This window comes from Rhizobium hidalgonense (assembly GCF_005862185.2).
GTDB classification, from domain to species: Bacteria; Pseudomonadota; Alphaproteobacteria; order Rhizobiales; family Rhizobiaceae; genus Rhizobium; species Rhizobium hidalgonense.
Window position 1 is genome coordinate 3,085,368 of the sequence record NZ_CP054027.1, and the last position, 18,468, is coordinate 3,103,835.

Sequence of the window (18,468 nt, forward strand, 5' to 3'; positions counted from 1 at the left end):
TGATTCAAATGACGCGCGTCAAGCCTTTGTTTCTCCAGCCACCTTCGTCCGCTTCGCCTTATAGCCGCTGATCTCCTCGCCAGCGGTTGGCGAGAAACGCAGGTTCCAGACGGTAGCGGTGATCGAGATGAGGGTGACGACGATGAAGGCGGTGGAGAAATCGCCGAGATCAGGCGTTTCGACATTGTTGAAGGCCATCGAACCGTGCAGCACCAAGGCCCCGATGCAGATGCCGAGCGACAGCATCAGCTGCTGGAAGGTCGTGTAGAAACTCGTCGCCGAACTCATCCGCTCCTTGTCGATCTCGTCATAGGCAATGGTGTTATAGGCGGTGAACTGGAACGACAGGAAGAAGGCGCTGAGCACCAGCACGACGAAGATGAGCGGCATCGGCCAATCCGGCCGGAAGGCGGCGCAGAGCGCATAGCCGACCGTGCCGAGGATGCCGTTGAGGATGAGGCTGCGGCGGAAGCCGAGCCGACTGAAGACGAATTTCGCCATCGGCTTCATGGCGAGCGAGCCGAGCGCAGTCGCGATGACGATCTGGCCGGCCGCCGCCGCCGACAGGCCGAAGCCGATCTGGAAAAGCAGCGGCAGCAGGAAGGGTTGCGCCCCTTGCGTGATGCGCGTCAGCGAACCGGCGATGACAGACGTCCCGAAGCTCGGCACCTTCATCAACGAAAAATCCATGATCGGCGACGGATGCCTTCGGGCATGCCTGAGATAGGCTATGCCGAAGAGCAGGCCGACTGATATCAGGAAGATCGAGAAGGCACCCTCGCCTTCGTGGCTCGACATTTCGAAGCCGAAGAGCAGCGAGCCGAGCGAGAGCCCGGAGAGGATGAAGCCGATCGTATCGAAGGGACCGCTTGCCTTACCCTTCACCTCGTCGATGTAAATCGAGACGAAGATCATGCCGATGATGCCGACCGGCACGTTGATGTAGAAGATCCAGCGCCAGTCGAGATAGGTGACGAAGAAGCCGCCGAGCGGCGGGCCGACGATCGGGCCGATCAGCGCCGGCACCAGCAGCCAGGACATGGCGCTGACCATATCCTTACGGTCGACGCTGCGCATCAGCACCAGGCGCCCTACCGGCATCATCATCGCGCCGCCGACGCCCTGCAGCAGCCGCGCCAGCACCAGGAAGGGCAGCGTCGGCGCCAGCGCGCAGAGGATGGAGCCGATCACGAAGACGGCGATTGCGGCGCGGAAGACGGTGCGGGAACCGAAACTATCAGCCATCCGGCCGCTGGCCGGAATGAAGATCGCCAGGCTGAGGAGGTAGGAGGTCAGTGCGATCGACATGGCCGGGGCGCTGACGGCGAAATCGCGCGCCATGGTGGGCAGCGCGGTCGCCAGCACGGTCGCATCGATATTTTCCATCAGCATCGCACTCGCGACGATCATCGCGATCACCCGGAAATTGGGCGCGGCGCGCCGAACCATCGGCGCCTGGTAAATCTGATCCGACATCGTCCGGGATCACTCACGGTGGCGCGGCGGAGCAGGAGGCAGCAAGGCCGCGGGGGATGACATGGCAAATGCCAAGGGGAGACGATCTGCTATACGCCTGCGAACATGGCAGTGCTATGTCCTTTATGGCAATGCTGCCTTGCCGAGAGGTAAAGGCGGATCACGATTCCTTGCATCGTCCTGTTCTCCGTGAAGGGCCTTATCCCCGGTAACCCGGCTTGCGCCGCAGCCGTCCCGGCCCTACCTATGAGCCATGACCTCCGCCCTTCAGACAAACCGGCCCGGTGCGGCCTTTCCGTTCGACAACAGCTATGTCGGTTTGCCGCGGCGCTTCTTTGCGCCGCAAGTGCCGACGCCGGTGGCGGAGCCCTGGCTGATCAAGCTGAACGAGCCGCTGGCCGCCGAACTCGGGCTCGACGTCGCCGCCTTGCGCCGCGACGGTGCTGCGATCTTCTCCGGCAATCTTGTTCCCGAAGGGGCCGAACCACTGGCGATGGCCTATGCCGGACATCAGTTCGGCGGCTTCTCGCCGCAGCTCGGCGACGGGCGGGCGATCCTGCTCGGCGAGGTGGTCGGCCGCAGCGGCAGACGCTTCGATATCCAGCTGAAGGGCGCCGGACCGACGCCTTTTTCGCGACGCGGCGACGGGCGGGCGGCAATCGGGCCGGTACTGCGGGAATATATCGTCAGCGAGGCGATGTTTGCGCTCGGCATTCCGGCAACGCGGGCGCTGGCGGCGGTGACGACCGGCGAACCGGTCTATCGTGAAGAGGTGCTGCCGGGCGCCGTCTTCACCCGGGTGGCTGCCAGCCATATCCGGGTCGGCACCTTCCAGTTCTTCGCGGCCAGAGGCGATACCGACGGCGTGCGGGCGCTCGCCGATTATGTCATCGACCGGCACTATCCAGCCCTGAAAGAAGCCGACAATCCCTATCTCGCCCTGTTTTCAGCCGTCTCCGAGCTCCAGGCGTCGCTGATTGCCCGCTGGCTGCATGTCGGCTTCATCCATGGGGTGATGAACACCGACAATATGACCGTCTCCGGCGAGACCATCGATTTCGGCCCCTGTGCCTTTGTGGATGCATATGATCCGGCAACCGTCTTCTCGTCGATCGACCAGCATGGCCGCTATGCCTATGCCAACCAGCCCGGCATCGGCCAGTGGAACCTGGCAAGGCTCGGCGAAACGCTGCTGCCGCTGATCGACGAAGAGCCCGATGGCGCTGTTGATAAGGCGAATGGCGTGATCCGATCCTATGGCGAACGCTTCCAGACGCATTGGCTGGCTGGCATGCTGGGAAAAATCGGCCTTGCCGGCGAAGAGGACGGGGATCTCGAACTGGTGCAGGCTTTGCTGTCGCTGATGCAGGCGCAGGGTGCGGATTTTACCCTCACCTTCCGGCGGCTGTCGGATCTTGCCGGCGACGAGACCGCAGAGCCAAGCTTTGCGGCGAGTTTTCGCGAACCGGAGGCCTGCGCGCCCTGGCTTGCGCAATGGCACGGGAGGCTGTCGCGCGATCCGCAGACGGCCGCTGAGCGCAGTATGGCCATGCGCAGTGTCAATCCGGCCTTCATCCCGCGCAATCATCGGATCGAACAAGCGATCGAGGCGGCGGTGGAAAACGGCGATTTCTCGCTGTTCGAGGCGCTGCTGACCGTGCTGGCGAAACCCTATGAGGACCAGCCGGGCTTTGCCGCCTACATGGAGCCGCCGAAGCCGAGCGAACGGGTGCTCGCGACCTTCTGCGGGACGTGAGCGGGGTTCAATACAACCGTACCGTGATGCCGGCCTGCGGCAAATGCGGCCGTTGAAAGGCATCTCCTTCGCGCTATCTGGCTGATCGGCGGGACTTTTCCGCCGATCCTCCACCCGGCTAAATCAAGCGGGAGACAGCCTTATGGCGATCGTCGTCACCTCCATCCTCTTCATCATCATCGGGCTAACCCTCGGCGGCGGCGGGCTCTACCTCGTCACGCTCGGCGGCAGCGTCTTCTATCTGTTCGCCGGGCTGATGTTTCTGATCACCGCCGGGCTGCTTCTGATGCGCAAGGCGGTGGCGCTCTGGGTCTATGCGGTGCTCGTCGTCGCAGCGCTGGCCTGGGCGACATGGGAGGTGGGTTTCGACTGGTGGCAGCTCGGCCCGCGCGGCGGCATGATCATTCTGCTCGGGCTCTGGCTGCTGACGCCCTGGATCCGCCGGCCGCTCGGCTTCCGCAGCCCGACCGGCATCACCTACGGCGCCAACCCGTGGCCGCTCGCCGTGCCGGTGATTCTCGCCATCCTGGTCGCCCTCTATTCGATGACGACGGATCCGCACGATCTCGCCGGCGAACTGCCGGCCGACAAGGTCGCCGCCAATCCGGCCTTCGGCGGCAGCGTGCCGGATGGAGAATGGCACCAGTATGGCCGCACACCTTTCGGCCAGCGCTATTCGCCGCTAGATCAGATCAACGCGGAGAACGTCTCCACTCTCAAGGAAGCATGGCGATACCAGACCGGCGACGTCAAGCGGCCGGACGATGTCGGCGAGACGACCTATCAGGTGACGCCGCTCAAGGTGAAGGACACGCTCTATCTCTGCACGCCGCACAATTGGGCGATCGCGCTCGACGCTAAAACAGGCAAGGAGAAATGGAAATACGACGCCAATTCGGGCATGAACCCCGACCGGCAGCATCAGACCTGCCGCGGCGTCACCTATTATGCCGATCCTGACGTCGCCGCCGGCCAGCCCTGCGCCGAACGCGTCTACCTGCCGACCTCGGACGCCCGGCTGATCGCGCTCGATGCGGCGGACGGTAAGATCTGCACCGATTTTGCCGATAAGGGCGTGCTGCATCTGGAGACCGGCATGCGCTTCAACCCGGCCGGTTATTATTATTCCACCTCGCCGCCGGTCGCGGTGGCCGGCAAGATCATCGTCGGCGGGGCGGTGAACGACAATTATTCCACCGAGGAACAATCCGGCGTCATCCGCGCCTTCGACATCAAGACCGGCGCGCTGATCTGGAACTGGGATTCCGGCAATCCCGAGGTGACGACGCCGCTCGTCGCCGGCCAGACCTACACCACAAATTCACCGAATAGCTGGTCGGTCTTCAGTGTCGACGAGGCGCTCGGCATGGTCTACATCCCGCTCGGCAACCAGGTGCCCGACCAGCTCGGCATCGGCCGCAGCGACAATGTCGAGAAATTCTCGTCCTCGATCGTCGCCCTCGACATCGCCACCGGCCAGCTGCGCTGGGTGCGCCAGACCGTGCATCACGATCTTTGGGACATGGACGTGCCGGCTCAGCCGGCGCTGATCGACCTGACGAAGCCCGACGGCAGCGTGGTTCCCGCCCTCGTCGGCCCGACCAAGCAGGGCGATCTCTATGTGCTCGACCGGCGCAACGGCGAGCCGATCATCCCCGTCAAGGAAATTCCCGCACCCGGAGGCGCGATCACCGGCGATCATACGTCGCCGACCCAGCCGATCTCCGATCTCACCTTCTCGCCCGAACCGCTGAGGGAAAAGGACATGTGGGGCGTGTCGCTGTTCGACCAGCTCGCCTGCCGCATCGACTTCCACCGTTACCGCTACGAGGGCCGCTACACGCCGCCGTCGCTCAAAGGCACGATCGTCTATCCCGGCAATTTCGGCACCTTCAACTGGGGTTCGGTGGCGGTCGATCCGGAGCGGCAGATCATGTTCGGCATGCCGACCTATCTCGCACCGCAGATATTAGATTGATGATACGCCGTTCTTAAAATCACGCCGCCATGCGCTCGATCTGCCGGCACAAGTGCTGACCCGCTACACCGCCATCGGCGGGCGAGACAACCGCGCATGACGTCGAGGGGTTGAACCGATGACATGAGACGCGGCACGCATACCTGACGCTCCAAATCGGCACGAAAACCACTCGGAAACCTCTGCGAAATTTTGAAGGTTACCGCTTGCTCGAGTCAGGCCCATGGATGCTCGGGTCAAGCCCCAGCATGACGGAGGTTGAGGAACGCTGTCGGCAAGAGGCGGGGCGCCGGAAGCCTCTATCGCTTTGTTATCAAACAACACCCAAGGAAAGCGCTTCGCACTTGTCCCGCTTCAAACCATCTCGACAATCATCTTGCCGACTTCGGCAAAGACCGGGTTGAGGTCCTTCACCGGCACGGTCGCTTCGGCGATATAGACGGCGGCGACGATTGGGCCGCGGTCGGGGGGCCAGATGACGGCGATGTCGCCGAGGGAGCCGTTCGGGCCGGTGCCGGTCTTGTCGCCGACCTTCCAATCGGCCGGCAGGCCGGCTCTCAGCCGCTCGCCGCCGGTTGTGCTTGCCACCAGCCAGGCGATCAGCCTGTCGCAAGAGGCCTCGGTGAGGATTGAGCCGAGGGTCAGGTTGCCGAGCGTGTCGAGCATTGCATCCGGGCTAGTCGTGTCGCGCGGATCGTCCTTTTTGCCCTCGTTCAGTGTCGGTTCGGTGCGGTCGAGACGGGTCGTGCCGTCGCCAATCGAGCGCAGCCAGTCGGTCAACCCCGCCGGCCCGCCGAAGCTTTCGAGCAGCAGGTTGCCGGCCGTATTGTCGCTGACCGTCACCGCCGCCTCGCAGAGTTCGGCGATGGTCATGCCATCGGCTCCTGCGTGTTTCTCGCTGAGCGGCGAATAGTCGACGAGCTTGTCCTTGCCATAGGTCACCCGCCGGTCGAGCTTTTCCTCGCCCTTGTCGACACGAGCCAGCACGAAGCCTGCGGCCAGCGCCTTGAAGGTGCTGCACATCGGAAAGGCCTCGCTGCCGCGATAGTTGAAGGAAATGCTGGTCTCAGTGTCGAGCACCGAGACGCCGAGGCGGCCGCCGGTGCGTTTTTCCAGCGCGGCAAGGCGCTTCTCGACGTTGTCGTCGTCCTCCCCGGCCTTCTGCTCCGCCCCCTCTTGAGCATTGGCGGGAAGCGCCAGCACAGGCAGTCCCAAAGCAGGCAGGCAAAGCGCCGAGCCCATCAGCAGGCGGCGGGTAAGACTGAGATCCATGACATCCTCCGGCGAATCGGAGACCAGAGCTAAGACGCGATTGCGGCGGCATCTCGTCCTCGCGGCGACGAAGTCGTCCGCCAAGCAACTTGTTGTCCGCCGAGCGATTATGCCGCGCGCGTGACCTCGACCGTCACATGCGACAATTCCGTCAGCGCCGAAAGCCTGCCCTTGTAGAAGGCCGGCTCCCGCGCTGTCGCGGTGACGACGGCAACGATGGCGGCGTGATGGCCGGGGCCGACCTGCCAGACATGCAGATCGGTGATCCGGTCCTCCTCCGTCTCGATCGCCTCGCGGATTTCAGCCGGCAGCGTCTCGCCGTGCGGGACGACGTCGAGAAGGACGCCGCCGGAGGATTTCAGCAGGCTCCAGGACCAGTTGGCGATGACCAGCCCGCCGACGATGCCCATGACGGGATCGAGCCAGAGCCAGCCATAGAGGCTGCCGAGCGTCAGCGCCGCGATGGCGAGCACGGAGGTCATAGCATCGGCGACGACATGCAGATAGGCGGCGCGGATATTGTTGTCGCCGGGCTTTGCGTGATGATCGCGGGCGTGATGATCGTGGGTGTGACCACCATGATGGTGGTGCCCGTGGCCATGCGCGTGATGGCCATGCGCGTGACCGCCGCCGGCCAGCAGCCAGGCGCTGATCAGATTGACGGCAAGGCCGATCACCGCGACGGCAATCGCCTGGGCAAAACCGATCGGCACCGGATTTGAAAGACGCAGCCAGCTTTCCCAGGCCATCAGCAGGGCGATCAGCGCGAGGATGATGGCGCTGGCAAAACCAGCGAGATCACCGAGCTTGCCGGTGCCGAAGGTGAAACGCGGGTTGCGCGCCTGCCTGCGGGCGAAGAGATAGGCGAGTGCGGAAATCAAAAGTGCGCTGGCATGGGTCGACATGTGCCAGCCGTCGGCGACCAGCGCCATCGAGCCGTAGACCGTGCCGGCGGCGATTTCCGCCACCATCATCACCGCCGTCAGCACGATCACCAGCCAGATGCGCCGTTCGTTCACGGCATGATCGGCGCCGAGGAAGATATGATCATGTTCCAGCGCGTTCATTCCAGCCTTGTCGATCCCGGCACTCATTCCCAGGCTCCTTCATCACAGCATTCAGCGGATATAGGTTCTCAGTACTTCAGATATTTCTTCGACCGCCTGGGCCCTTGCCGCGTCGTCATCGGCATTCAGCACATGTTCGCGCAGGTGATCGTCCAGCACCTCGCCGGTCAGGCCGGTCAGGGCGCCGCGAATGGAGGCAAGCAATTGCAGGATCTCGCCGCAGGGGCGCTCCGCCTCGAGCGCCCGCTCGACGGCCTCCATCTGCCCCTTCAAACGGCTGACGCGGGCGATGAGTTTCTTTTTCTGCAGGGTGGTGTGAGACATGAGTCCTTATGTAGCATAGGGGGGTATAGTATCAAGAGGGAAAGCGGGGTCGCTGCCGATGCGCGGCGATCGGCCATTGACAAACACCGCATTTCCGACGATTGATGATCCGTGATCAAAAACGCGCACCAGAGCCGCTCGTATTTTTGGCTGTACCTGTAAAGGGCGGCCGGACAGATCATATTGTCAACAAGCCGCCGTCAGGCGGCTTTGTTGTATCGGCAGCGTCCTGACGGCAGACTATCAAAGGACGCGAAGACATGACCGAAATCGAAGACAGCGAAATTTCACTAATGCGCCCATCGGTGGTGACAATCCGCGCCGCCAAGCCGCGCGACCTGCCCGAGCTCAACGCGATGATCGCCCTGCTCGCCGCCCATCATGGCGATCCTTCCGGCACAACGCCGGAGCAGCTGGAGCGCGATCTCTTCGGCCCGCTGCCCTGGATCCAGGCGCTCGTTGCCGAGACCGGCGAAGGGCTGATCGGCTACGCCATTCTCGTGCCGCTCTACAGGGCGCAGGAAGGCAAGCGCGGCATGGACCTGCATCATCTCTTCGTGCGCGACGGCCATCGCGGCCACGGCACCGGCCAGTTGCTCGTCGACCGGGCCCGCGAGACCGCGCGCAATGCCGGCTGCGGCTACCTCTCCGTCAGCGCCGCCACCGGCAACGTGCTGGCGCACCGGTTCTACGAACAGCTGGATTTCACCCCGCGTCCGGTCACCGGCATGCGCTACATGCAGTCGATCGCCTAAGCCGGCGGGTGATTTCCGCCTGCTTCATGCGCCGGCCGCGTCGCCCATTGGTGGAGCGCGGCCTTGATGAAGGCAAGAGCAGCGGCGCGCGGCGACGCCAGATCGTGGGGGTCTTCCAACCTCTCGGCGAAACGCGCCTCCATCAGCGTCATCGTCTCGTCGAACCAGCTCGCACGCACCACGTTGCGCGCGGCAAGACGGGCGTGCATGCGGTCGGTGACGAGAGCGAGCTGTTCAAGGGTCGGCTTGGTCTTCATGGATTGTCTAAATCTACCGCCCCGGCACGGCCTTCAGATAGGCGGCGATCGCCTCGCGGTCGGTGGCCGGCAGATGGGCAATGTTCTGCTGCACATCGACCATCGAGCCGCCGACGGAATCGAAATCGGGGGTGAAGCCGGTTTCGAGGTAGCTGGCAATATCGGCCTCGCTCCAGCCGCCAATGCTCTTAGAGGAAGGTGTGATATCGGGTATGCGGCCCTTGCCTTCCGGATTGGGCGCGCCGGCGAGCCACTGATCTGCCTGGAAGCCGCCGAGCGCATCGCGCGGCGTATGGCATTCGCCGCAATGACCGGGACCTTCGACGAGATATTGCCCGCGCTTGATCTTGTCGTCGCTGTTGGCGAGCGCCACGCGCGGCTGATCGTTGAAATAAAGGAATTTCCAGCCGCCGAGCGCCAGCCGGATGTTGAGGGGGAACGGCAACTCATGCGGTGGCGCGACGTTTGGGCTCTTCGGCAGGGTTTTTAGGAAAGCGAAGAGATCGTTGACGTCCTTGTCGCTCATGCGGGCATAGGAGCCATAGGGAAAGGACGGATAGAGATGCTCGCCGCCAGGGCCGACGCCGCGCTTCATCGCATTGCCGAACTCGGCCAGCGTCCAGGCGCCGATGCCGGCTTTTTCATCCGGCGAGATGTTCGGCACGTGGAAGGTGCCGAAAGGGCTCTTCAGCGCCAGACCGCCTGTCAGCGTCAGCTTCGCATCGCCTTCGGAACCGGGGGCTGAATGACAGCTGACACAGCCGCCCGCCCAGAACATCATCTGGCCGTTGGCCGGATCCGGCGCACCGAGAGCTGCCCAATGGCTCTCCGGCAGCGGATCGGGCGAAGTGATGAGATAGAAGGCGCCCCCGCCGAGCACGGCGACGCCGATCAGACAGAGCAGTAACCGGATGAACCTGCGGATCATGCCCCTCCCCTTTTGGCGAAATTTCTGTGCGGAACGAGCCTGCGGCCAGCTCGCACGGGCGGAGAATAAGGCGATCCGCGCCGGCGGCAAGGCCGGCGCGGATCGCCTATCAAGTTCCAGATCAAACGGCCTATCACTCCTTGATACGATAGGCCTTGTGACAGCCCGCGCAATTGGCGCCAAGCGTGTTCATCGTCGCGCCGACGGCGGCAGGATCGGCCGGAAGCTGGGCCAGCGCGGTTTCGGCGTCAGTGGAAAGCTTGGCGGCGCGCGCCTTGAAGTCGTCCATGTTTTCCCAGATCTTCGGGCTTGCCTCTTTGTCGCCGGTCTCGGTGCCCGGCTTGAACTGGTCGGGGAAGACCTTGGCCGTTGCGGCGATCGTCGTCAGCGCCGTCTTTACTGCCTCGGCGTCATAGGGCTTCTCGCCCTTGGCGATGGCGGCCATGGCGCCCGCCGAACCGCCGATCTTCTTCATCAGCGCAATGCGCGAATCATGGGTGCCATCGGCGGCGGTCACCGAACCGAAGGCCATGCCAGCCATCGCAACGGCGGCAGCTACTGCTTTCCAATTCATATTTCCTCTCCGTTTTCTCAATTTCCCTGCATTTTCCCGCGGCCAAGATGGTCGCTGGCCAATCTGCACCGGGAGCATGACAAAATCCACGGCGGCAGACAGTCACTTTTTGCCGGATCGTCATAAAAACAATGTGATAAGCAGTCGTTCCGCAGGTCATTACCCGGAAGCGCGCGCACTTCCAGGCGACATGCAGTCGCGCTCAGGCGCTTTTCCACCCCTGCCAGAGGCTGAAGGCAGAGACAGCAACCAGCAGCAATCCGGCAAAACGGCCGACAAAGGCGGTGGCGTTGGGGTTTGCGACCAGCAGGTCGCGGCTGCGGCCGGCCGTCATCGCCAGCGTGCCGTAGATGGCGAATTGGGTGACAACCGTCATGGCGCCCATGATCAGACCCTGCATCCAGACCGGGCCGTATTCCGGCTTGAGGAACTGGGGGTAGACGGCGAACATGAATATATAGGCCTTCGGATTGGCGAGACAGGTGACGGCGCCCTGGCGGAAGGCGCGCCAGCCGGAGCGCGCCGTTCCTGGCCCGACCGCCTCGACGGTGATCGAGCTGCGGATCAGCGAAATGCCGATCCAGATCATGTAGGCGACGCCGGCAACGAGCAGCACGTTGAAAAGCTGCGGCAGCATGGTGACGAGCACGCCGACGCCGGCCGCACCATAGGCCGAATGCACCGCGCCGCCGGCCATGATGCCGCTTGTCGCCGCAAGCCCGCGCTTGACGCCGCCGGTCAGCGAATTGGCGAGCACGAAGAGCATATCCATGCCGGGCACGATGATGATGCCGAAGAGAAGGGTGAAAAAAAGCCAGAGGTTTTGATGGTAGTCCATGTCAGTTACCGCCTTGAGTTCTGCGGGTCGTTTTGAAAGACCCTGATTGATTTCAATCCGATAGGCGGCTCTATACGCAGACCCAACTGACAGTGTATTGTCAGGAGCGTAAGGGATGGGAAGGTAAAATGCGCAAGGCGTCGCGGCTTTTCGAGATCATTCAGATCCTCAGGCTCGCCAGAAAGCCGATAACGGCGGCTGTCATGGCCGAGACGCTCGAGGTGACGGTGCGCTCGATCTATCGCGATATCGTCGCCCTCCAGGCGATGCGGGTGCCGATCGAGGGCGGGCGCGGCATCGGCTACATCATGCGGCCCGGCTTCGACCTGCCTCCGCTGATGTTTTCGATCGAGGAGATGGAGGCGATCGTGCTGTCGCTGGCGCTGCTCGAACGCACGGCGGACGAAGAACTCAAGCAGGCCGCCCGCCGGGTCAACCGGAAGATATCAGGCGCCGTGCCGGCGCCTTTGCGCCAGGCGATGGACACCAAGGCGCTTTATGCCTGGGGCTCGATCGCGCAGCCGGCCGGTTTCGACCTTGCGATCGTGCGCCGGGCGATCCGCGACGAATGCAAGCTGATGCTCGCCTACCGCGACGAGCTCGGCCGCGCCAGCGAGCGGACGATCCGGCCGATCGCGCTGATCTATTATTCGCAGACGGCAAATATCGTCGCCTGGTGCGAACTGCGCCAGGCCATCCGCAATTTCCGCAGCGACCGGGTGGAGCGCTGCGAGGAGGCCGAGGATTTCTTCAAGGGCGACGGCGATCGGTTGCGGGAATTGTGGACCAGCGGGTGGACGGAAGCACCGGCGCCAGGCTGAAGCGCGTCGCAACCCCCCATCCGCCTGCCGGCACCTTCTCCCGCTTGCGGGGCGAAGGGATCCCGCGACCTCTCCATGCCCCACCAACCTCTCGCAGGGCATGTCCCCTCTCCCCGTTTTTACGGGGAGAGGGTTAGGGTGAGGGACATCTTGCTGCCAACCCTTGGCGCACAGCCGGAATAAAATATGCGCAGTCTGAACCTAAAAACCCAGCGTGCGGCTCTCTTCGCGGCCGAAGCCGCGGATTTCGAGGCGGTCGGTATATACTTCGACAATGGCGAAGGCGTTTTCTTTCTCGGTGTCGACCACGCCCTTGAAATTGACGAAGTGGCAAGTGCCGGCCCGGCCGTAATTGCCGACGTGGTCGTGGCCATTGAGATAGGCGACGACGTTGGGCTGCTCGGCGAGCAGGGCGACAATGCGCTCGCTGTCCCACATGCCGTGCTGGCCGGGCGGATGCACCGGATAATGGTTCATGACGATGACCTTTTCGCCGGCCGCGGCAGCGTTGGCGATTTCATCGCCGAGCCAGGCGAACTGCGCGTCGCTCAATGCGGCGTTCCAGCGATGGGCATTCGCCGCACCTTTGGCCTGCAGCGCCGCCAGCATCTCAGCGGCAAGGTCGCGATGCGGATGGCCTTCGGGCGGCGCGAAGGTGCTGACCTCGTTGCCGTCGAGCACGATGAAGCGCCAGCCGTGGCGGGAGAAGCTGTAATAGGGCGACGGCATGCCAAGACGGGTGGCGACTTCGGAGAGATGGCCTGACGAGACTGAGAAATCGTGATTGCCGAGCAGGAAAAGCGCTTCGTGCCTGAGCTTTTCGTAGACCGGCAGGATATCGTCGAAGCTTGCGAAACTCCGGTCGATGACATCGCCGAGCGTCATGACGAAGCTTAGCTCCCAGCCGTTGAAGACCGCGATCGCCTCGGCGAGTTTGGCGAGGCTGTTAGCATAATAGCGGTCCATCGCCGCATGCGGGGGGATTGCCGCATATTGCGGGTCGGCGATGATGCCGAAGCGGAACAGGGGAAGAGCGGAAGGGGACATGGTGGGTGATTAGGAGTGGCCGGTGACAGCAATGTGACGGCTTCCCGTCAAAACGAAACACCCGGCGTTTGGGGCGCCGGGTGCGGATCTGCAAGCAGCCAGTATAGCTTACTTCGTGGCTTCTTCGTAGCGCTCCAGGACATAGTCCCAGTTGATCAGGCTATCGACGAAGGCCTCGAGATACTTCGGGCGGGCGTTGCGATAGTCGATGTAATAGGAATGCTCCCAGACGTCGACGCCGAGGATCGGGGTGGCGCCGTGGACGAGCGGGTTTTCGCCGTTCGGGGTCTTGGAGATTTCGAGCTTGCCGTTTTTGACGGAAACCCAGGCCCAGCCGGAGCCGAACTGGGTGGCGCCGGCATTGGCGAAGTCGGCTTTGAACTTGTCGTAGCCGCCGAGATCGGAGGCGAAGGCCGCTTCGAGCTTGCCCGGCAGCTTGTTGCCGCCGCCGCCCTTCTTCATCCACTTCCAGAAATGGATATGGTTGTAGTGCTGGGCAGCGTTGTTGAAGAGGCCGGCATTGGTGCCGAACGACTTCTTCACGACGTCTTCGAGCGAGAGGTCCGAGAGACCGGCTTCAGCGGCGAGCTTGTTGCCGTTGTCAACATAGGCCTTATGGTGCTTGTCGTGGTGAAACTCCAGCGTTTCCTTCGACATGAAGGGAGCAAGCGCTTCGTAATCATAGGGAAGTTCAGGCAATTCGAAAGCCATGTCAGATCTCCTCTTGGCAATAGATTGCGTCTCGGCAGGTGAGGCGGAACATAGGAGGGGAAAGGGGGAGAGGCAACCGGCGAAATATCAAAAAACGACCGGCCGGAGGAAAATTTGCCTCAGTTGCCGGGCTGAAGTTGCGCGTGGAAATCGCCTGGTCAAATCCCTGGGATGCGGCCGCGAAAACCGCTTCGCCTGTGATAGAGCTCAACGGAGACCCGATATGAACAGGAATATAATCCCGCTTCTGGCCATCGCCGCGCTTCCCTTCTTTTCAACTGCGGCCTATGCCTCCTCCGATGAAGCCTGGAAGGAGCTGGCAGCCGATGTCGAGGCCAAGTGCAAGAAGGCGGCGGTGGCAATCGAGGCGCCTGCCGCCACAGTCGATCCCTTCGGCTCCGCCCATTACGCGCTCGCCCTGGTGACGGGCAGGCCGAAGGGCGCAAAGGGGCTCGTCGCCCAGATCTGCGTCTACGACAAGCAGAAGAAATCCGTCGAAATCGGCAGCGAGCTCGACGCCAAAAACCTCGGGCTCATGCCGGCGAAATAGGCTGCCGCAGCATTGCCCTCCCAAGGGTCGCGAGTGAAATATGTGCCTTGCGTCACATTTCGCGGGGAACCGGAGCCTACCCTTAGGAGTTGAAAGGCTGGGCCTTAAAGAGGTTCCGTTTATTAGGGCGCAGAACCGCTCACATCTGTTGTTTTGTGCAATTCCTGGAAAACCGTTTTTTAATTTTCCCGGCATTGCTCTGGGGAGGTGCCGGCATGTCAGAGCTTCGCAGCAGGGCGGAAGATCAGCAGAAAATCTATCAGCGTTGGGCGCCGGTCTATGACCGCGTCTATCGCGGCATCCTGCGCGATGGCCACCGCAAGCTTGCCGCACTCGCCGCCGCGGCCGGGCCTGATATTCTCGAAATCGGTGTCGGCACCGGCCTGACGCTCGGGCATTACCCGCGACACTGCCGGGTGACCGGCATCGACATTTCCGAACACATGATCGCCCGGGCGCGCGACAAGGTGCGGCGCGAAAAGTTGCAGCATATCAGCGCGCTAGAGGTGATGGATGCGCATGCCCTCGCCTTTGCCGACCGGTCTTTCGATGCGGTCAGCCTGCCCTTCGTCATCACGTTGATCCCCGAACCCGAGCGGGCGCTGGACGAATGCGCCCGGGTGCTCAGGCCGGGCGGCGAGATCATCCTCGCCAGCAAACTCGGCGACGGCGCCGGTCTGCAGGGCGCGATCGAGACGGCGGTGGCGCCGCTGGTGCGTCACATCGGCTGGTCCTCCGCCTTTCGCATCCACCGCATCCTCGCCTGGGCCGAGCGTCGCGGCGATTTTGACGCTGCCGAGATCCTGCCTGTCTTTCCGAACGGCTTTTTCAAGATCGTCCGGCTGAAGCAGCGCGGATTTGTCGGCTGAGAGGACTGGCCGCCTGACATAAGATTTTTTCCCGCGTCGACTGTTCTGATGCTACCGTTCGTCTGAGGGGACCCGCATGACATCGGATTTCTTCTTATTCATCGTCGTTGGCTTTTGCGCGCAGATCGTCGACGGTGCGCTCGGCATGGCCTTCGGCGTGCTGTCGACCACGAGCCTTCTCGCCTTCGGCGTGCCGGCGGCCAATGCCAGCGCCATGACCCATGTGACGGAAATGTTTACGACCGCCGCATCGGGGATCTCGCATGCCTATCATCGCAATGTCGATTGGCGGCTGGTGGCGCGGCTGGCACCGGCCGGCATGATCGGTGGGGCGATCGGCGCCTATCTGCTGGCCAATACCGACGGCAAGGTGATTGCACCCTTCGTGTCGGCATATCTGATCGCCATTGGCCTGCTGATCCTCTACAAAGCCTTTCGGCCGCCGGCCAAGCGCGAGGTGCGCGACTGGGCCGTGCCGCCCGTCGGCTTTTGCGGCGGTATGCTCGATGCGATCGGCGGCGGCGGATGGGGGCCGGTCGTCACCAGCACGCTCGTCGGCCGCGGCCACGACCTAAAACGGGTAATCGGCTCGACCAACTTCACCGAATTCGCCGTGACGCTGACGATTTCGCTGACTTTCATCCTGACGCTCGGCTGGTCGGAGCTCAATTCGGCGATCGGCCTGATCATCGGCGGCGTCATCGCCGCCCCGTTCGGCGCGATCCTCGTCAAACGGCTGCCGGTGCGGCCGCTGATGGTGGCGGTGTCGATGGTCATCATCGCCACGTCGGCAATGCGGCTCCTGTAAAAGCGGCCGATCGCCGCCAGCCGAGTTACAGCGTCCGGCCGAAATAGACCTCGACGGAGGCGATCCTATCGCCGCGGAAGCGCAGGCTCTCCATATTGGCGAAGCTTTCGCCGTCCAGTTTTTCAGCGCGGTAGCGGACAGCCGCCTCGTCGCCGTCGACCGCCAGGAATTCGATGTGGATGGCGCGGAAGAGCGGCTGCTCCGGCCAGCAGCGCTCGAAATAAGTTGCCCGGTCGATATGGTCGTCGCGCGGACTGGAGAACGTGAAATCCTCGGTCAGCATGGTAACGACTTTATCCTTGCGGTCGTCGAGATAGGCGGCGTAGAGATCGCGGACGGTCTGCTGCCTCGTGCGCATATCGTTCATGGCAATATCCTCCGATTAACCGATTGCATCACGCAATCAGTATGTCTAGCACTTTTACCTGAAATGATCCAGTTTCGGCGCAATTGCGCCTTCCTGATCGACGCCGAGGCAAGGAATGACCGATACGCAATTCAACGCTGCGAGCGTTAGCGCAGGCTCGATCTACTGGAAGCGCAACCTCGCCATCTCGCTGATCGGCTCCTTCACGACGATCGTGGCAATGACGCTGCTGCTGCCCTTCCTGCCGCTTTATGTCGAGGAACTCGGCGTGGCCGACCATGCGGCGATCGTGCAATGGTCTGGTATTGCCTATGGCGCCACTTTCCTGGCCGCCGCCCTCGTCGCGCCGCTCTGGGGGCGGCTCGGCGATATCTATGGCCGCAAGCTGATGCTGGTGCGCGCCAGCCTCGGCATGACGGTGGCGATCTCGCTGATGGGCATGGCCGGCAATGTCTGGCAGCTGGTGGCGCTGCGCCTCTTCGTCGGGCTTGCCGGCGGTTATTCCTCCGGCTCGATGGTGCTGGTGGCGACGCAGACGCCGAAAGATCGCTCGGCCTGGGCGCTCGGTGTGCTCTCCTCCGGCATCATGGCCGGCAATCTCGTCGGGCCGCTCATCGGTGGGGCGCTGCCGCCGATCATCGGCATCCGCGGCACCTTTCTCGCCGCCGGGGCCCTGATCTTCCTCGCCTTTCTCGCCACCGCCTTTCTGATCAAGGAGGAGAAATCGCCGGCCCGCAAACAGGCGGCTAAGGCAAGCGGCGGCTGGAAATCCATCGCCGACAAGCGGCCTGTGATCGCCATGCTGGCGACCGGCATGCTCTTGATGTTCGCCAACATGTCGATCGAGCCGATCATTACCGTTTATGTCGCGCAGATCGTCGCCGTCGAAACACAAGTGACGATGATCTCGGGCATCGTCATGTCGGCGGCCGCCCTCGGCAGCATTCTTTCGGCGTCGTGGCTCGGCAAACTCGCCGACCGGATCGGCCACTGGCCGGTGATCGCAGGCGCGCTCGCCGTCGCTGGGTTGCTTTTGATTCCGCAGGCCTTCGTCACCAGTTCCTGGCAACTGATCGTCCTGCGTTTCCTGATGGGGGCAGCCCTCGGCGGGCTGCTGCCCTGCATCGCCGCGGTCATCCGCCACAGCGTTCCGGACAGTGCGGCCGGCAGCATTCTCGGGCTTTCTATCTCCTCGCAATATGTCGGCCAGGTGGCCGGCCCGATCCTCGGCGGTTTCGTCGGCGGACATATCGGCATGCGGGCGGTTTTCCTCGGCACCTCGGTGCTGCTTGTCGTGGGTGCCGTCTATGCCTGGATGGTGCGACCGCGGGATCAGCAGACGTCTGAGCTGGCCTTAGGACCGTCCACAGATCAGCTCGACGCCTGATCGGGCGATCGCCTCGAGCGTCTCGCGGCTGTCGCCGGCACGGGCGCGCACGGCAAGCGAATGCATGACGGCGGAGGCGAGCCTTGCCAGCATCTGCGGGTCGGCGCTGTCAGGAAGCTCGCCGCGTTCGACGGCAAGGCGCATGCGCTTTTCGATCTCGCCATCGAAATCGGTGAGGCTGCGGCCGAGCACTTCGCGGACGCGCTCATGCTGGATCGCCTCGGCGGTGGCCGTGCCGATCAGGAAACAGCCGCGGGCGGCGGTTTCGCCGTGCAGATAGATTGCCAGCGCCCCGGCATAGACGCGGGCGATATTGTCGCGAAGCGGCAGCGACGGGTCGAGCGCCTCCGTCAGCACGCCCATGCCATCCTGCCGATAGCCTTCCAGTGCATCGAGATAGAGAGCCTCCTTGTCGCCGAAAGCGCCGTAAAGGCTCGGCCGGTTGAGGTTGGTCGCCGCACTCAGATTATCGAGCGACGCGGCAGAGAATCCCTTGTCCCAGAAGACATCCCGCGCCTTGCCGAGTGCTGCCTTGGCGTCAAAACCCCTCGGGCGGCCGCGCTTCTTCTCGTCTTTCATATTTTATACCGTTTCGCATTAAATTCTTGACGGAGATTATTTTATGCGAAACAGTACAGATATTCAATGGTCGTTGGCAGGGCGCCATCGCCCCGTGAGGAGAG

General features: G+C 63.0%; 19 protein-coding genes and 1 pseudogene. 8 read left to right on the plus strand and 12 right to left on the minus strand.

The features are described from left to right. Nucleotides 1–18: 18 nt before the first annotated feature. Entirely contained in the window at nt 19–1,476 is a 1,458-nt protein-coding gene (locus FFM81_RS14920) for an MFS transporter (protein WP_128399836.1), read from the minus strand. 253 nt (nt 1,477–1,729) lie between these two features. Here FFM81_RS14920 and FFM81_RS14925 point away from each other — a divergent pair, with 253 nt between their 5' ends. Both FFM81_RS14925 and FFM81_RS14930 read left to right on the plus strand, forming a co-directional pair. Then, nucleotides 1,730–3,232 carry a protein adenylyltransferase SelO gene (locus tag FFM81_RS14925; protein ID WP_138384754.1) on the plus strand — a complete coding sequence of 501 codons (1,503 nt, stop codon included), beginning with the start codon at nt 1,730–1,732 and terminating at the stop codon, nt 3,230–3,232. 142 nt (nt 3,233–3,374) lie between these two features. Beyond that, nucleotides 3,375–5,192 (plus strand): annotated as a pseudogene (locus FFM81_RS14930) (membrane-bound PQQ-dependent dehydrogenase, glucose/quinate/shikimate family); the annotation flags it as partial. Nucleotides 5,193–5,564: 372 nt separating this feature from the next. Here the strand turns inward: FFM81_RS14930 and bla are convergent. The 3 genes from bla to dmeR form a co-directional block, all read right to left on the minus strand. Then, nucleotides 5,565–6,482, minus strand: coding sequence for a class A beta-lactamase (gene bla / locus FFM81_RS14935; RefSeq protein WP_138384752.1), 918 nt, complete (start codon nt 6,480–6,482; stop codon nt 5,565–5,567). A 107-nt stretch (nt 6,483–6,589) separates the two neighbouring features. Further along, the gene (gene dmeF / locus FFM81_RS14940) at nt 6,590–7,576 is read right to left on the minus strand and encodes a CDF family Co(II)/Ni(II) efflux transporter DmeF (RefSeq protein ID WP_003569461.1); all 987 of its coding nucleotides are present in this window, start codon (nt 7,574–7,576) and stop codon (nt 6,590–6,592) included. 24 nt (nt 7,577–7,600) lie between these two features. Then, nucleotides 7,601–7,873, minus strand: coding sequence for a Ni(II)/Co(II)-sensing transcriptional repressor DmeR (dmeR, locus tag FFM81_RS14945; protein ID WP_003569463.1), 273 nt, complete (start codon nt 7,871–7,873; stop codon nt 7,601–7,603). 260 nt (nt 7,874–8,133) lie between these two features. On the opposite strand from dmeR, the gene FFM81_RS14950 reads away from it, so the two are divergent. Beyond that, the gene (locus FFM81_RS14950) at nt 8,134–8,628 is read left to right on the plus strand and encodes a GNAT family N-acetyltransferase (protein WP_003569465.1); all 495 of its coding nucleotides are present in this window, start codon (nt 8,134–8,136) and stop codon (nt 8,626–8,628) included. On the opposite strand, the gene FFM81_RS14955 is transcribed toward FFM81_RS14950, so the two are convergent. The 4 genes from FFM81_RS14955 to FFM81_RS14970 form a co-directional block, all read right to left on the minus strand. After that, nucleotides 8,625–8,885 (minus strand): hypothetical protein, encoded by a 261-nt coding sequence (locus FFM81_RS14955; protein ID WP_003569467.1) that lies wholly within the window; start codon nt 8,883–8,885, stop codon nt 8,625–8,627. The genes FFM81_RS14950 and FFM81_RS14955 overlap by 4 nt on opposite strands. 13 nt (nt 8,886–8,898) lie before the next feature. After that, nucleotides 8,899–9,813, minus strand: coding sequence for a c-type cytochrome (locus tag FFM81_RS14960; protein WP_003569469.1), 915 nt, complete (start codon nt 9,811–9,813; stop codon nt 8,899–8,901). Nucleotides 9,814–9,946: 133 nt separating this feature from the next. Beyond that, nucleotides 9,947–10,387, minus strand: a complete 441-nt coding sequence (locus tag FFM81_RS14965; protein ID WP_003569471.1) for a c-type cytochrome — start codon at nt 10,385–10,387, stop codon at nt 9,947–9,949. Between the two features lie 202 nt (nt 10,388–10,589). Then, nucleotides 10,590–11,225 (minus strand): LysE family translocator, encoded by a 636-nt coding sequence (locus FFM81_RS14970; protein ID WP_025415672.1) that lies wholly within the window; start codon nt 11,223–11,225, stop codon nt 10,590–10,592. Between the two features lie 128 nt (nt 11,226–11,353). Between FFM81_RS14970 and FFM81_RS14975 the strand changes: the two genes are divergently transcribed. Beyond that, nucleotides 11,354–12,046 (plus strand): helix-turn-helix transcriptional regulator, encoded by a 693-nt coding sequence (locus FFM81_RS14975; RefSeq protein ID WP_138384751.1) that lies wholly within the window; start codon nt 11,354–11,356, stop codon nt 12,044–12,046. 201 nt (nt 12,047–12,247) lie between these two features. On the opposite strand, the gene FFM81_RS14980 is transcribed toward FFM81_RS14975, so the two are convergent. Beyond that, entirely contained in the window at nt 12,248–13,093 is an 846-nt protein-coding gene (locus tag FFM81_RS14980; RefSeq protein WP_003569475.1) for a metallophosphoesterase, read from the minus strand. A gap of 108 nt (nt 13,094–13,201) precedes the next feature. Beyond that, on the minus strand, nt 13,202–13,804 hold the full coding sequence (locus FFM81_RS14985) for a superoxide dismutase (protein WP_003569477.1): 603 nt from the start codon (nt 13,802–13,804) through the stop codon (nt 13,202–13,204). 223 nt (nt 13,805–14,027) lie between these two features. Here FFM81_RS14985 and FFM81_RS14990 point away from each other — a divergent pair, with 223 nt between their 5' ends. The 3 genes from FFM81_RS14990 to FFM81_RS15000 all read left to right on the plus strand — a co-directional run bounded on the left by FFM81_RS14990 (nt 14,028) and on the right by FFM81_RS15000 (nt 16,031). Continuing rightward, nucleotides 14,028–14,354: a hypothetical protein gene (locus FFM81_RS14990; protein ID WP_003569479.1), complete on the plus strand. Its 327-nt coding sequence runs from the start codon at nt 14,028–14,030 to the stop codon at nt 14,352–14,354. Nucleotides 14,355–14,569: 215 nt separating this feature from the next. Then, nucleotides 14,570–15,223 (plus strand): class I SAM-dependent methyltransferase, encoded by a 654-nt coding sequence (locus FFM81_RS14995; RefSeq protein ID WP_003569481.1) that lies wholly within the window; start codon nt 14,570–14,572, stop codon nt 15,221–15,223. 76 nt (nt 15,224–15,299) lie between these two features. Further along, nucleotides 15,300–16,031 carry a sulfite exporter TauE/SafE family protein gene (locus tag FFM81_RS15000; protein WP_097537322.1) on the plus strand — a complete coding sequence of 244 codons (732 nt, stop codon included), beginning with the start codon at nt 15,300–15,302 and terminating at the stop codon, nt 16,029–16,031. Between the two features lie 25 nt (nt 16,032–16,056). Here the strand turns inward: FFM81_RS15000 and FFM81_RS15005 are convergent, their stop codons facing one another. Continuing rightward, a complete protein-coding gene (locus tag FFM81_RS15005) occupies nt 16,057–16,398 on the minus strand; it encodes a nuclear transport factor 2 family protein (protein WP_003569484.1) in 342 nt (113 codons plus the stop codon). Nucleotides 16,399–16,513: 115 nt separating this feature from the next. Between FFM81_RS15005 and FFM81_RS15010 the strand changes: the two genes are divergently transcribed. After that, nucleotides 16,514–17,785 carry a multidrug efflux MFS transporter gene (locus FFM81_RS15010; RefSeq protein ID WP_097537321.1) on the plus strand — a complete coding sequence of 424 codons (1,272 nt, stop codon included), beginning with the start codon at nt 16,514–16,516 and terminating at the stop codon, nt 17,783–17,785. On the opposite strand, the gene FFM81_RS15015 is transcribed toward FFM81_RS15010, so the two are convergent. Beyond that, a complete protein-coding gene (locus FFM81_RS15015; protein ID WP_025415664.1) occupies nt 17,753–18,364 on the minus strand; it encodes a TetR/AcrR family transcriptional regulator in 612 nt (203 codons plus the stop codon). The genes FFM81_RS15010 and FFM81_RS15015 overlap by 33 nt on opposite strands. Nucleotides 18,365–18,468: the final 104 nt, after the last annotated feature.

What these genes read in the sequence shown, in the direction of transcription:
- FFM81_RS15005 (WP_003569484.1), bottom strand. Translation starts at nt 16,398, where the DNA reads ATGAACGATATGCGCACGAGGCAGCAGACCGTCCGCGATCTCTACGCC.
- FFM81_RS14955 (WP_003569467.1), bottom strand. Translation starts at nt 8,885, where the DNA reads ATGAAGACCAAGCCGACCCTTGAACAGCTCGCTCTCGTCACCGACCGC.
- dmeR (WP_003569463.1), bottom strand. Translation starts at nt 7,873, where the DNA reads ATGTCTCACACCACCCTGCAGAAAAAGAAACTCATCGCCCGCGTCAGC.
- FFM81_RS14960 (WP_003569469.1), bottom strand. Translation starts at nt 9,813, where the DNA reads ATGATCCGCAGGTTCATCCGGTTACTGCTCTGTCTGATCGGCGTCGCC.
- FFM81_RS14990 (WP_003569479.1), top strand. Translation starts at nt 14,028, where the DNA reads ATGAACAGGAATATAATCCCGCTTCTGGCCATCGCCGCGCTTCCCTTC.
- FFM81_RS14920 (WP_128399836.1), bottom strand. Translation starts at nt 1,476, where the DNA reads ATGTCGGATCAGATTTACCAGGCGCCGATGGTTCGGCGCGCCGCGCCC.
- FFM81_RS14970 (WP_025415672.1), bottom strand. Translation starts at nt 11,225, where the DNA reads ATGGACTACCATCAAAACCTCTGGCTTTTTTTCACCCTTCTCTTCGGC.
- FFM81_RS14975 (WP_138384751.1), top strand. Translation starts at nt 11,354, where the DNA reads ATGCGCAAGGCGTCGCGGCTTTTCGAGATCATTCAGATCCTCAGGCTC.
- FFM81_RS14925 (WP_138384754.1), top strand. Translation starts at nt 1,730, where the DNA reads ATGACCTCCGCCCTTCAGACAAACCGGCCCGGTGCGGCCTTTCCGTTC.
- FFM81_RS15015 (WP_025415664.1), bottom strand. Translation starts at nt 18,364, where the DNA reads ATGAAAGACGAGAAGAAGCGCGGCCGCCCGAGGGGTTTTGACGCCAAG.
- FFM81_RS14985 (WP_003569477.1), bottom strand. Translation starts at nt 13,804, where the DNA reads ATGGCTTTCGAATTGCCTGAACTTCCCTATGATTACGAAGCGCTTGCT.
- FFM81_RS15010 (WP_097537321.1), top strand. Translation starts at nt 16,514, where the DNA reads ATGACCGATACGCAATTCAACGCTGCGAGCGTTAGCGCAGGCTCGATC.
- dmeF (WP_003569461.1), bottom strand. Translation starts at nt 7,576, where the DNA reads ATGAGTGCCGGGATCGACAAGGCTGGAATGAACGCGCTGGAACATGAT.
- FFM81_RS15000 (WP_097537322.1), top strand. Translation starts at nt 15,300, where the DNA reads ATGACATCGGATTTCTTCTTATTCATCGTCGTTGGCTTTTGCGCGCAG.
- bla (WP_138384752.1), bottom strand. Translation starts at nt 6,482, where the DNA reads ATGGATCTCAGTCTTACCCGCCGCCTGCTGATGGGCTCGGCGCTTTGC.
- FFM81_RS14980 (WP_003569475.1), bottom strand. Translation starts at nt 13,093, where the DNA reads ATGTCCCCTTCCGCTCTTCCCCTGTTCCGCTTCGGCATCATCGCCGAC.
- FFM81_RS14965 (WP_003569471.1), bottom strand. Translation starts at nt 10,387, where the DNA reads ATGAATTGGAAAGCAGTAGCTGCCGCCGTTGCGATGGCTGGCATGGCC.
- FFM81_RS14995 (WP_003569481.1), top strand. Translation starts at nt 14,570, where the DNA reads ATGTCAGAGCTTCGCAGCAGGGCGGAAGATCAGCAGAAAATCTATCAG.
- FFM81_RS14950 (WP_003569465.1), top strand. Translation starts at nt 8,134, where the DNA reads ATGACCGAAATCGAAGACAGCGAAATTTCACTAATGCGCCCATCGGTG.